The organism is Streptomyces sp. NPDC043867 (assembly GCF_056435845.1).
Window position 1 is genome coordinate 237,198 of record NZ_JBWKDS010000006.1, and the last position, 12,372, is coordinate 249,569.

At 70.7% G+C, this 12,372-nt stretch carries 15 protein-coding genes; 4 read left to right on the plus strand and 11 right to left on the minus strand.

Annotated features, from left to right (window positions below):
- Positions 1-380: 380 nt before the first annotated feature.
- The 4 genes from AC069T_RS08765 to AC069T_RS08780 all read left to right on the plus strand — a co-directional run bounded on the left by AC069T_RS08765 (position 381) and on the right by AC069T_RS08780 (position 4,022).
- Positions 381-1,004, plus strand: coding sequence for a plasmid mobilization protein (locus AC069T_RS08765; RefSeq protein ID WP_478782044.1), 624 nt, complete (start codon positions 381-383; stop codon positions 1,002-1,004).
- Positions 1,001-2,722, plus strand: a complete 1,722-nt coding sequence (locus AC069T_RS08770; RefSeq protein WP_478782045.1) for a relaxase family protein — start codon at positions 1,001-1,003, stop codon at positions 2,720-2,722. The genes AC069T_RS08765 and AC069T_RS08770 overlap by 4 nt, the downstream gene beginning before the upstream one ends.
- An 80-nt stretch (positions 2,723-2,802) precedes the next feature.
- Complete coding sequence (locus tag AC069T_RS08775) at positions 2,803-3,255, plus strand: hypothetical protein (protein WP_478782046.1); 453 nt, start codon at positions 2,803-2,805, stop codon at positions 3,253-3,255.
- Positions 3,256-3,335: 80 nt separating this feature from the next.
- Entirely contained in the window at positions 3,336-4,022 is a 687-nt protein-coding gene (locus AC069T_RS08780; protein WP_478782047.1) for a hypothetical protein, read from the plus strand.
- 332 nt (positions 4,023-4,354) lie between these two features.
- Here AC069T_RS08780 and AC069T_RS08785 read toward each other — a convergent pair whose 3' ends face one another.
- The 11 genes from AC069T_RS08785 to AC069T_RS08835 form a co-directional block, all read right to left on the minus strand.
- Positions 4,355-4,741, minus strand: coding sequence for a hypothetical protein (locus AC069T_RS08785; protein WP_478782048.1), 387 nt, complete (start codon positions 4,739-4,741; stop codon positions 4,355-4,357).
- 205 nt (positions 4,742-4,946) lie between these two features.
- Entirely contained in the window at positions 4,947-5,144 is a 198-nt protein-coding gene (locus AC069T_RS08790; RefSeq protein ID WP_478782049.1) for a hypothetical protein, read from the minus strand.
- 180 nt (positions 5,145-5,324) lie between these two features.
- Positions 5,325-6,011 carry an SPDY domain-containing protein gene (locus AC069T_RS08795; protein ID WP_478782050.1) on the minus strand — a complete coding sequence of 229 codons (687 nt, stop codon included), beginning with the start codon at positions 6,009-6,011 and terminating at the stop codon, positions 5,325-5,327.
- Positions 6,012-6,089: 78 nt separating this feature from the next.
- Complete coding sequence (locus AC069T_RS08800; protein ID WP_478782051.1) at positions 6,090-6,572, minus strand: hypothetical protein; 483 nt, start codon at positions 6,570-6,572, stop codon at positions 6,090-6,092.
- Positions 6,573-6,676: 104 nt separating this feature from the next.
- On the minus strand, positions 6,677-7,039 hold the full coding sequence (locus AC069T_RS08805; protein WP_478782052.1) for an SPDY domain-containing protein: 363 nt from the start codon (positions 7,037-7,039) through the stop codon (positions 6,677-6,679).
- A 145-nt stretch (positions 7,040-7,184) separates the two neighbouring features.
- Positions 7,185-7,439, minus strand: coding sequence for a hypothetical protein (locus tag AC069T_RS08810; protein WP_478782053.1), 255 nt, complete (start codon positions 7,437-7,439; stop codon positions 7,185-7,187).
- The gene (locus AC069T_RS08815; protein ID WP_478782054.1) at positions 7,439-7,837 is read right to left on the minus strand and encodes a hypothetical protein; all 399 of its coding nucleotides are present in this window, start codon (positions 7,835-7,837) and stop codon (positions 7,439-7,441) included. Before AC069T_RS08815 ends, AC069T_RS08810 begins: the two co-directional genes overlap by 1 nt.
- A gap of 111 nt (positions 7,838-7,948) precedes the next feature.
- Complete coding sequence (locus tag AC069T_RS08820; protein WP_478782055.1) at positions 7,949-8,992, minus strand: MSCRAMM family protein; 1,044 nt, start codon at positions 8,990-8,992, stop codon at positions 7,949-7,951.
- A gap of 49 nt (positions 8,993-9,041) precedes the next feature.
- The gene (locus AC069T_RS08825) at positions 9,042-9,830 is read right to left on the minus strand and encodes an SPDY domain-containing protein (RefSeq protein WP_478782056.1); all 789 of its coding nucleotides are present in this window, start codon (positions 9,828-9,830) and stop codon (positions 9,042-9,044) included.
- 10 nt (positions 9,831-9,840) lie between these two features.
- A complete protein-coding gene (locus AC069T_RS08830) occupies positions 9,841-11,064 on the minus strand; it encodes an SPDY domain-containing protein (RefSeq protein WP_478782057.1) in 1,224 nt (407 codons plus the stop codon).
- A 46-nt stretch (positions 11,065-11,110) separates the two neighbouring features.
- Complete coding sequence (locus AC069T_RS08835; RefSeq protein WP_478782058.1) at positions 11,111-12,352, minus strand: ATP-grasp domain-containing protein; 1,242 nt, start codon at positions 12,350-12,352, stop codon at positions 11,111-11,113.
- Between the last annotated feature and the right edge of the window lie 20 nt (positions 12,353-12,372).

A 12,372-nucleotide genomic window follows, 5' to 3' on the forward strand; every position in this document is an offset into this window, starting at 1 on the left:
CCTCTCTCGAAATACTTCGCACGTCTCTACCCCCCCCCCCCCGCCCCCACCCCCCCCCCCCCCCCCCCCCCCCCCCCCCCCCCCCCCCCCCCCCCCCCCCCCCCCCCCCCCCCCCCCCCCCCCCGCCCCGACCCTGGAGGGCCCGCCATCCGCTCCCGCAACTCTCGTACGTCGATCCCGACCACAGCCGAAGCGATTGCCTGGGCGGAGGTCCTGGTCCGCCGGCACCTCCTGCATACCGCCGTCCTGGCCCCGAACGGCCAGTGGCTCGTGCAGAGCGCACCCGAGGCTCCCGTCCGCGTCCTGGACGGGCCCGCCGCCCTGGTCGCTCTCGCCGCCCAGATCCAGCACCACACCCGCACCAAGAGGAACCACACCCGATGACGCACCTGGACGATGCCCAGCCCCGCACCCCCGAGGAGGCGGTGGCCAACCCCTTCTCGCGGGGAGCAAGTTGGGGCGGAAGCAATGCTTCCGCCGACCCCGCCCCGAAGGGGGCGGGAGCGGACCAGCACCAGGGGGCGCAGGTCCGGCAGGATTCGACCGAGGGCGGGTCGAAGCCTGGGGGGAACAACCAAATCAGCCACCGCCGTCGCCGCCACTCACCTGCCCGTCAGCGCCCGCGTCAGCCACGCGAGACCAAGCGCCTGCGCCAACTCAGCGCCCGTTTCAACGATGCCGAGTTCGCCCTGATCACGTCCGCCGCCGCCCAGTCGAATCTGTCCGTCGCCGGCTTCCTCGCCCGCTCCGCCCTACGCGCCGCCCGCGACGTTGACCGCACCGCCGCCGAGATCGCCGACGAACGCGAAGTGATCACCGCCCTGTTCGACTCCCGCCGCCGTCTCGGCTGGGCGGGCAGCAACCTCAACCAGGCCGTCAAGACGCTCAACTCCGGGGCCGACGCACCGCAGCTCGAGGCTGCCATCACCGCCGTCCGCACCGCTGCCGACCGCGTCCACGAGGCCGCCGCCCAGCTCATCGCCCGACAGCAGACCCCGGCATGATGCCCAGCGTCAACAAGTCCGGCGACCGGACCATCGGCCTGCTCCACTACCTGTACGGTCCGGGGCGCGCAGAGGAGCACGTCGACCCCCACCTCGTCGCCTCCTTCGACGGCCTGGCGCCCGACCCCGGCCGCACCGCCGACTTCGCCACCGCCATCAAGGACCTGGCACTCCTGCTTGACCAGCCTGTCCAGGCCCTGCCCGCGCACGCCCGGCCCGCCAAACACGTGTGGCACACCTCGGTGCGCGCCGCCCCCGGCGACCGCACCCTGTCCGACGACGAATGGGCGGACATCGCCCGCCGCGTCGTCGCCGCCACCGGCATCGATTCCGGAGACGGCGAGCCTGGCTGCCGCTGGGCAGCCGTACGCCACGCGGACGACCACATCCACATCGTGGCCACCCTCGTGTGCGAGGACGGAAGTCGTCCAGACGACTTCCGCTCCGGCAAGCGGGCCCAGGCCGAATGCCGTCTCATCGAGAAGGAGCTGGGCCTGATCCAGGTCAACGCGGGCGACGGCACCGCCGCCAAACGGCCCACCAGCGCGGAGCGCCACAAAGCCGAGCGCCAGGGCCGAAAGCAGACCGCACGCGAAGAACTGCGCGAGACCGTCCGCCGCGCGGTGGCCGGCACCCAGAACGAAGAAGAGTTCTTCGACCGACTGGCCGCCGCCGGGCTGCTCATCCGCAAGCGCTTCGCACCCTCCGGTGACCTCCTCGGCTACAAGGTCGCGCTGACCGACGACCGCAACGAGGACGACGAGCCGATCTTCTTCGCGGGCTCCACGCTCGCCCCCGACCTCTCCCTGCCTCGCATCCGTGAACGCTGGTCCGCCGCCCAGCAGGCCCCCGACACCACTCCGGCAGATCCCGCCGCTCCGCCGAGCGGCCCGGCGCGAGCACGGCGCCACGCGGCAGCCGCAGCGTGGCAAGCGATCCTGATCATCGACCACGGCGACGACCACCAGGCCGCCGCCCACATCGCGGCGGCCGGGGAGGTCCTCGACGCCCTCGCCAAGACCTCCGCCGCCCACACCCGCAAGCAACTCCGTGAAGCAGCACGCGCCTTCGAGCGGGCCTCCCGCTCCCACGTCCGCGCCGAGCGCGGCCATGACCGCGCCCTGCGCCAGGCCGCCCGCGATCTCGTCTACGGCGGACCTGCCCTGGGCCGCGGCGAGGACGGCGCCACCACCGCCATGGTGATCGACATGGTCGCCTTCCTGGTCATCGCCGCCGCCCACTGGCACGGCAAGAAGAACCACGCCCAGCAGGCCGCAGCCGCCCGCCAGGCCGCCGAACATCTGCGCGCGGCCTACCAGTCCGCGGCCCAGCACCCGATGGCCGTCCTGCGCCACCGTGGCCGCCGTCTCTCCCAGCCCCTCCAGCGCCGCCAGGCGGTCCATCTACGACAGGCGGTGCCGGAGCTGGCCGAGCAGATCCTGACCGAGCCCGGCTGGCACGCACTCGCCGCGACCCTCGCCGATGTCGAAGCCGCCGGCCACGAGCCCGCAGCCCTGCTCGCCGAGGCCGCCGCCCGACGCGAACTCGACACGGCCGAGTCGGTCAGCGACGTACTGGTCTGGCGGCTGCGCCGCATGGCCGACCTGCCCGCCGACGCGTCCACCATGCCCGAGGTCGACACCGCCACTCCGCAGCGCGCCGAGCGCCCGAAGCGGCCCTCCACCGAATACAACTCCCGGCCCAGGAAGGCAAGGTGATTACTGAATCCGCAAGTTGCAGCAGGTCAGCAGCCTGGGGCACTCTCCGTGTGGCCGATCAACGACGACGAGGGGGACAGATGTTTCGACGACGTGCTGACCGCGAGTTCCGCAACGCCCAGCTTGCTGGCCAGGCTCTGCTGCAAATGCACGCGACCTGGGCGGCGCCCGACTTCGTCAGCCCGGCCGCCGAGTCGGCACCGACCGCCCAGGACAGCGAGGGAGTCGAGGAGGTGCCCGACTTCCCGCCGCCGGACCTTCGCGTGCCCTCACGCCACGAGGTCGAGGGGCTGATGATGCGCTGGGAGCAGCCGCTCGTCATCGACAGCGAGGTCCGCGAGTGCCCGCAGTGCGGCGCGTACCGGGACTGGATCATCTTCAGCATGCGCGACGACACGATCTGGCTGCGCTGCCGCGCCGGCCACAACACCGCCGAGCCGCGCCTGGACCCGGCCTGGTACAACCGCAACTCCGGTCCCGTGGACCACTTCCACCCCACGCTGGACGACGGCCTGCGTCACCTGGGCCACTGACCCCCGCACCCCCTGCCCGCCGACAGCGGATCGCGCGTCGGCCCAAGTCAGACCGCCCGCTCGCACACTAAGGGGTTCACATGCGTCACCACACCACGGCCGCCCTCGTCCTCACCACGATCGCCGCACTCGCCCTCACCGCCTGCTCCGCCGGCAACTCCGGCACCTCGCCGACGGCGACCTCCTCGCCCCGCGGTGGAAGCGACGCCGTCGACGCCAAGCCGCTGTCCTCGACCGCGCTGAGCAAGCGGCTCCTGACCGAGAGGGACCTGGGCGAGGGGTACCTACCCAAGCCCGAGCGCACTCGGCACAACGACGACGTCACGGTGATCGGCTGCCCCGCCCTCGACAAGCTCGGCGGGGACGCGGCGACCGGCCAGAGCCTCGACCTCCCGAACAAGGCGAAGGCCGCGTTCACCTATAGCGGCGGCAGCGACTCCGAGGTGAGCGAGGAGCTCTACAGCGACACCGCCAGCAAGCTGTCCGACGGCATCGGGCGCATCTTCGACGCGATGGCCTCCTGCCCCAGGTACCAGGTCGTCTCGGGCAGCACCGCCATCGACATGACCACCCAGACGACCTCCGCTCCCAAGCTCGGCGAGGAGCAGTGGAGCCAGCTGCTCACGTACTCCGCCGGCGGTCAGCGCAGCGTCGTCAAGCAGACGGCGATCCGTAGCGGCACCGTCCTCGTGGTCGTCTCTGGCTCGCCCGGACTCGTGGACACGCATCTGAGCAAGGCGTTCGCCAAGGCCAATGCCGTCTCCTAGCCCTCGGCCGTATCCGCAGCCCCGCAAGCGCGTCTCGCTTGCGGGGCTGCGTGCCACCCGGACGGGTCTCGTTGTGCAGCGGCCGGCACGCGACTCACCTGGCCCGGCACGCGGTTGGGCGCCAGCGGGTACCGAGTGATCCCCCGCTCCGGCGGGACGCCCCCGGGAGCCGTGACGGAGCGTAAACCTGCCCCACTAGAAGTTTTCGACCTTGTTACGGTGCGGGCGGGCGCCAACTCCAAGCGTCTGGGGACCGAACTGGGCCCAGACGCCCACGATCTGAAGGGAACGTCATCTTGCGCCGCGATACCGACGACGTTCGGTTCATTCTTCTAGTCGCCATCCCGATCGGAGGCGTTCTCGCCGGTTAATTCCTGCCCGAGCCGGCCTCGACCGCAGGCGTTGTGATGACGGCGACCTGCATCGGGGGGATGGCGGTTATCCATGCGGACTTGGTCGAGAAGATCAAGGAGGAACGCCGGAAACAGATGCGCCGTGAACTGCGCGAGCGTTCCCAGCGCGGCCCAGAAGCGTGATCGCCTCCAGATCTGAGCATGGAAGCAGCCCACCGAGGAGCGTGTTGGCCGTGATTCTTCCGAACGCACGGAAACGGCAACGAATACCCCCTGTAGCCTTTGTCCAGTTCCTGAGTTGATGTTCCACGGCGTCGCGCCTGGCGGCTCCGACGGTCCTTCGTGCGGCAAAAGCCCGGTGGCCAAGCCATTGAGGCTCGACTACCGGGCTGGGATGGGGCGGGGCAGAGTACGGAACGCGGTGTGGGCTGAAGCATCACCTCTTTCACGTACGAGGGGCGTGGGATGGCCACCACACGGTCGCGGTGCACCCGTACGCCGGCGAGCCGGTCGTCGGTCGGCAGGTGGACGACGAGATCCCGGTGGCTCTCCTGGATACGGTCGGCCGCGGTCACGACGTGATGCGTCTCGGCACAGCCCGACAGCGAATAGGCGTCGCCGGGTTGCAGGCACCGGCCCGGTCGTCGAAGGCGTCGAGGTCGCGTTCCTGCCGCTGATGCCACCAGCGGGCGCGTTCACGAGCCTGGAGAAGCGTGTAGGTCTGGCGGGTGACCTGGGCCTCCTGCCAGATGCGTCGGTGGCCTTTCATGGCAGCCGATGCACCAGGCGGGCGCATCCGCGAGGTCGCGGTTGCGGGCGCGGGAGCCGCAGCGCTCGCAGCACAGCGCGTCGAAAGCAGGGAGCGGGTTGTGAAGAACACCTTTCCAGGATCTGAGGAGTGAACGCAGCCCGTGGAGGGCAGGGCCCGGCATCGCGCCGGGCCCTGGTGTCAGCCGCGGTGGACGATGGTGAGGCGCTTCTCCGCACTCTGTGGCAGCCGGTGGCGTGCTACCGGGACCGGGGATGCGAGCGAGGCCGCGAAGAGTGCGACCAGCTCGTTGGGGACGCTCGGGCTGAAGTTCGCGCACCACAGATAAGGGGCACCGAACGTGGGCTCGGCCCACGCCTGCCAGCCCATAAGGTCCTCCCGCAGATCAGCGTCGGCGATCAGGTCCGGCAGCATCTCGAGCGAAACGTGCGAGGCGAAGCCGGGGTCCGTGGCGGCGGTGAAGGGACGGTCCACGTCACGAATCCAGCCCTGAGCGCTCAACGCCGTGACCACCGTCTCGGGCGCGTCGAAGCCCGTATCGGGCACCGCGCTCGCGTCGAGCGCGATGAGGAAGTCGTGAAGTGCCTCGGGCGGCACGCCGGTGGTGAAGTACGCGTTCCACTGCGCCAGCGCGCTGCTGGCGTCCGAACGCGCTGAGATCTGCAGGGCCACCCGCAGGCCGCCGAGCGTGAACGGACTGCTGGCCAGGACCCATTCCGCGCCGCGCAGTTCGTCCGGGCTCACATACAGCAGCGTGTCGCGGGAGGTCGGCCACATACGCCATCCCAGGCCGGTGAGGGTGTCCCCGACCCGCTCGGCGAGGGCGTCGTCGTCGCCGGCCAGATGACGCGGGGTGACCCAGCGCACCAGGTCCGGCGAGGCGGGGCGAGAGGAGTCAGAGGGATGGTGCGGGTTCAGGGGCGCCTCCGTGGGCTCAGGGGTGGTTCACTGCCCGCCACTGGGGCGGGTGCCGCGCCGGCGGCGCGGCGGGGCTTCGGTCGGCTCGTGCCAGGTCAGCGCGACCGCGACGTCGGGCAGGAGGGGGCCGAACTGCTCGGCCTGCTCCGGCTCGGTGAGCAACAGCACCGGACGCCCCTGGTCGTCGCGGGCGTCGGCAACGGCGCCCGCACGGTGAGCCATCGGGAAGTCGGGGTTGATGGCAAGCTGTACGACGGCCTCGCGGTCGCAGGCCGACAGCCGGTCGAGCAGGTCGCCGACGGTCAGCTCCGGCCGTGCTCCGAGCGGCTCGGCATCCTTGGCCTCGGCGAAGAACACCACCGGTCGGCCGGCGTCGTCGCGGGTGGGGACCACGCCGCCCAGGCAACGGACCGTGCGGGCGAAGGGGTTGATCCACAGGCGAACCACCACGTCGCGGTCACTGGCGGACAGACGATCCAGCAGGTCGCCGATGGTCAGCTCCGGGGCCAAGACGTTCTCCTTGCAGTAACGGGCGGGATCCCGCCAGGGGCCGAGAGCAGGGTACGTGCCGTACATGAGCAGCGGCCCTGAGCCGCGCGTGAAGGGTGACCGGCTCACAGGGGCCGGGACGTGGCCAGGACGCGCTGGACCGTGGCCGCGACGATCTCCGCCGGCGTTTCAGTGTCGAAACGGATCCGGTAACCGGGGACCTTGGCGGTGCCGGTGACGGCGAGCGCCCAGCCGTCGCCGTCGGTGCCGGGGCGGCCGAGCGGGAACCATCCGAGGTAGAAACGGCCGTCCTTGCTGCTGACGTGAACATCGGCCCGGTCGTCCACGACGAGGTTGAAGAAGTCCGCCTTGAACAGGTCGGTGACCATCGTCGCCTGGCCGGGTCCAAGCTGCCACGAGCGCAGCCGCAGGGCCTCGGTGGTGGTAGAGAATCCGGGCGTGGACGCTTCCACGGTCACGGACAACACCTCTCTGACCTGGGGTTTCGGGGAAGGTCGTCTACGTTGACATGCCCCTGGCGGCTTTACCAGTCCTTCCGCGATCTTTCCTGTCTGCCCCCGGCGAACTGCCGGGCGCGGGTCTCGCGCATCACCGACAGGTGGACGGGCCGTCCTATCCGCGGGTCGTCGCCGACCAGGCGGCCCAGAGTTCCACGAGCCTGCGGCGGAGCTGGCCTCGCTGCTCTTCCAGTACCAGCGAGGTGGGCGACAAGACGAAAACGTTGTCCCGGTGCGGGAGGAACCCGAGCTGCTTCCACCCTCTGGCGATTTTGGCCGTCACGCGGTTCCACTCGGCTTCGTTCCGCAGCCGGTTCGCACTCAGGTCGGAGACACCGGGCGAGCACGCCACGGCTCGGCATCCGGGCATCAGCCGGAAGATGGCTTCGGCGGTGAGGATCGCACCCAAGCCTCGTCCGTGTAATAGCCCGTGGCGGGATCGAGGAGGGCCTGGGCGATCTCATAGAGGTCCTCCGATGCCTCCTCCATGGCCGCGTACGCATTGCGCCCGCGGTCGAGGTGCACACGAAAGAAGGTCATCGAGCCGACCGCGCTATCGCTCGCCGTGTACGCCGGGCAGTCCTCTGCGTCGCACGCGCCGGACGCCGTCGGGCAACGGCTGCTGTCGTTATCCCGGCGGCGGTGGAGGATCTCCACGCTCCACTCTTCCAGGGCGTCCGCATCAGGGGTGTCACTCAGCGTGCCGTCGTAGACGATGCGCAGGTGCAGCTCGGAGGGGTCGCCGGGGAGCGGCAGGGGCTCGATCACCGCAGCAGCGTAAGTGAGGTCGTCAAGTCCTCTCGCCGTCTGCGTTGGACATGACGAAGCCCCCGGAATCGCGAGGCGAAATTCCGGGGGCCGTATGAGAGGGGCATGTTGTTAGCTCTCGGTGGAGCCGTCGTTGTCGGCGTCGTCCGTGCGGCGTCGGCGGGCGACCAGGAGTGCGCCGGCGCCAGCGGCGAGCAGGACTCCGGCGGCGCCGAGCAGCCACGGGGTGGCCTCGGCGCCGGTGTGGGCGAGGGAACCGTCTGACTCCGGGGCCGCAGTGCCCGATGCGGTCGCCTCGGAGGCCGGGGAGTCGGTCAACTTCTCCGTCGACTCCGGTGTGCCGTGGTCGCTGGCGCCGCCGGACGTCGGCTTCTCGGTGGGCTTGGCCGTGGGCTTCTCGGTCGGATTGTCGGTGGGCATGTCCGAGGGGTCGGGGCTCGGCGGAGTGGTGTGGGTCTTGGCGTTGGTGACGGTCACGGTGACCGGATCGCCGGGCTTGGCCTTGAAGTCGCGCTGCCCCTTGTAGAGGTCGTATCCCGCGGGCTCCTGCGTCTCCTTGACCCAGAAGTCAGTGCCTGTGCGGTTGTTGACCGGGAGCTTGGCGGTGGCGGTGCCCTCGTCGCCGGTGGTGAGGGTGAGGAGGGTCTTGTCGCCGGTGCCGATGTTGACGGTGGCGCCGGCCAGGAGCTTGCCGCTCTTGTCGTCCTGGGCCTTGAGCAGGACGGAGGCGGGCTTGAACGGGTCGATGATGGTGAGCGGGGCGTCGGTGCCAGGGGTGACGATGACGTCCTGGTCCTCGACTACGTCATGCAGCGGGCTGCCGCTGGACGTCTCCTTGAGCCGGTAGACGCCCGGCGCCAGGTCCTTGAAGGCCAGGTGGCCGTTGGCGTCGGTCTTGCCGCTCCCGGCTTCCTTGCCCGTGGAGTCGTAGAGGGTGAAGGACGCGCCGGCCAGGACGTCGCCGCCCTCGTCCTTCTTGAGGATGGCGACGCCTCCGCCCTCTGCGGCATTGCGCGGGGCAGGCATGGTGGAGGCGGACGGGGCCGGGACCGGGGTCTGGGCGGAGGCAGACGGAGCCCAGGCCAGGGATCCAGTCACGGTAGCGGCGACGGTGAGGGCCGCGGCGGGCAGACAGCGGGTGGAACGGGTGCGCAAGTAGGAACTCTCCAGGTCGGAGCGGGATGGGCAGGGAGCGAGGGAATGGTCAGCGGGTCCGGCTCGGGCCGGCGAGCGCCACAGGCGGGGTGGCTGGCGAGGAAACGGGCGTCTGGCGCACCGGGGCTGTCGCCGCGACGTACAGATGGCGGCGGGTGTGGAACGGGATGTCCTTCACCACGCGGGTCACCGGCTCCGTGGAGACCAGCGAGGCAGTGAAAGCGGCGACCAGCGTGATCGGGGTGCCCTGGGAGAACCGTGCGCGCCTGTAGGGCTCGCTCGGGTATCCGCCCCAGGCCGACCAGGTGGGTGAGTCGGAGTGAAGGGTGGTGGCATAGCGGTGCTGTACGACGCCGAGGGACTCCGGATCGCGGAAGAACTGGGTGCCGTCGGTCTTGACCTGGTGGCTCCAGCCGCGGGTGAGGAGCAGCGTGTACGCCTCTTGCGGCGGAGTGTCGTCCGTGAACAGCCGGTCCCGATCGCTGTGGCGGCCTTCCAGGTAGAGGTCCAGGAGTTCGGTGTGGAAGTCGTGCAGCAGCTCGGCGGGGGTGGTGATGTCGAAGCTGATCTGCCACGCCGGGGGACCGAACGGGGCGCGGTTGGCCGTGACCGTCCACTTCCCCTTGCGTGGGCTGTCAGCGTCGGGGACCAGGCCGGTGAACAGTCGCAGGCAGGGGCTGGTGGCCAGGGCCGCGTCTTCGTCGGACTGATGTACGGACCAGTCCTCGGGAAAAGGCCAGGCCGTAGCGAGGTCCGCGGGCCCGGGTCCGGCCAAGTGGCGGGGCAGGACCTTCACGGCCCGATCCGGGTCGAGATTGGTGAAGGGGTCAGTCGACACGGGCGGGTCCTCAGCGGCGGCGAGTGGGCAGGGTGGCACCGGCCGCGGCCGGTGGGAGCGTGGCGGTGCTCCAGCGGGGGACGCTGCGCGTATTGAGCGCGGGCGGGCGGCGTCGGGCGGCGGCAGCCTTCCGGACGTCGAGCGGGGTGGGCGCGGGAGGTTTCGGCGGCTCGACGGGAGTGAGCTGGGCAAGGTGGGCGAGTCGTGGGCTCAGGTCCGCCTGGTAGCGGGCAATGGGGGTCGGCGCGACGAAGGAGGCTGCCATGGCAGCGATCAGACGTTTCGGGGTGCGGGCGGTGAAGTTCGCCTGAGCACGAACGCTCTTCCGCTCTGGTCCCGCCCACAGCGTCACCACTTCGGCATCGGGGCCGCTACTGACGACGTCGATGCTCGCGCCAGCCAGCTGGTCCGGGGAGACGATCTCGATCGAGCCGTGTGCGAGCGGCTTGCGTTCCCAGCCCGCGTCGAGGAGAGGCTGGACCGCGTCGGTCCAGTAGTACGAGCGGTCCGCCAGGAAGCTCTCGCTGTCCTCGTCCCACTCACTGGCCAGGGCATGGATGAAGTCGCGGACGATCTCCGGCGGCATCTTGTCGCTGACGCTCGCCGTCCAGCGGGAGGCGGAGACCGCGTCCTCGGCGGCGCTGATCTTCCACACGTCGAAGTCGTCGCCGAACCAGCCGATCTTGATGCGGTGATCCGGGGAAGTGATGAGGAGCTGGCACGGTCCGTCGTCTAGGTGGTGGTGCGGCCAGTCTTCGACGGGCTCAAAGCTGGGATCGCCGGTTCCGCCGAGGCCGGCGAGGTAGCGCGGGGAGACGTAGACATCTCCCTCGATCGGGGTGGGGTCGGTCATGGGCACTTTCGTCGGGATCGGGAGGAAGGTTAGCGGGTGACGGCCGGGCGCGCGGCGGGTGTGGCCGGCCTCGGCGCGGCGGGGGCCGCCGACAAGTGCGGCGTTGCCGACGCCGGGGGGCGGCATGCGTTCGGGGGCGACCTGCATCTCGCCCTCCGCCCAGCGCAGCGCGTCGACGAGGTCGACACGGAAGTGCGGTCCGTGCAGCAGCTTGCGGGAGCTGCGGGGCAGGTGGCCGGCCGCGTCCGCGATGGCGGCCGTGACCAGATTGCGGAAGCTGCCCTGCAGAAGCGGCTGAAGTTCCGCGGCGCCCATGTGAGCGACGTCGTTCAGGCGCAGGGAGCGCCGCTCGGACGAGGAAGTGCGGGAGGGCTGGGGCATGGCGGTGGTTCCTGTTCAGCGGACCGTGCTCGGGGCAGTGCGCGGATTACGCCGCGGACTCGGACGGCGGGGCGACGGCGAGGGTGAGGTGCGCGAGAGCCTCGTCGGCGCGCGCCTGGGCGGTCTCAGCCGTGGGCCCGGTGGTGATCAGGAATCCGGCGCGGGCGCTGAACATGTCGCCAGCTGGCGGCAGGATGACCGTGTCGCCGACCGCGCGCTGGAAGGTGACCCGCTCCAGCCACGGGGTGCGGGCGGCGAAGCCGTGATCGAGGTGGCAATGGGTCAGGGTGCCGGAGGCGCTCGGGTACAGCAGCCGGATCGCGGCGGCGCTGCGGTGCGTGCGTGTGAGGTCGGGGGCCTGGCCGCAGGCGGTGTCAGCGGCGGCGCGGGCCAGGTCCCCACCGGTGGCGAGCCGGACCAGGTGGCCGATCATGTCGCCGCCGAGGCGCGCGTTGACCTCGATCAGTCGGGGGCGGCCGTTGACGAGGCGCATCTCGACGTGGCTCACGCCGTCGGTGATGCCGAGCGCCTTGATGGCCGCGGCGGCGACGGGCGCCACCTGGTCGAGCAGCGGATCGGCGGCATCGACGCTGTGCGCGATCTCTTCGAAGAACGGCGGGACGCCGAGGGTCTTGCGGGTGACGGCCACGGGGGTGGTGTGGCCGCGGTGGGTGACGCACTCGACGGAGACCTCGGGGCCGTCGAGGTACTCCTCCACCAGCACGTTGGTACTCTCGATGCCGTCGCGGGCGCCGGCGGCGGCGAACTCGAAGCCGCGCGGGAGTTCTTCAGCGCGGTTGACGCGGATGACGCCGAGGCTTCCCGCGCGAGCGTCGGGCTTGAGCACGACCGGATACCCGATCGTCTCGGCGGCGAGCGACGCCTCCGGCAGGGAGCGTGCGGTCATCGACGCCGCCGAGGGCACGCCATGACGAGCGAACAGAGTGCGGGCGGTCGCCTTGTTGCGGGCGACCTCCATCACCTCTGGGCTGTTCGTCGGCAGGCCAAGGCGCCGAGCCAGGCGCGCGGTCTGGACGAGATACCGCTCGGTCCACGTCACCACCCCCGCCAGCTCGTGCCGTTCGGCCAGGGCCTGGCCGGCAGCGGCCAGCGCCTGGGCGTCGCAGGGATCGGCAATCTCAAAGTCGGTGATGAACTCCCGCTCCCAGGTGGGTGCGGCGGGAGTGATCAGGACGACGTCGTACCGGGCGGCGACGGCTTCGAGGCAATAGCCGCGGTACACCTCGGCCTCCGGACCGGTAGTGGAAACGACAAGGACGGCGGACAAGGGCTCTCCAAGACAAAGCA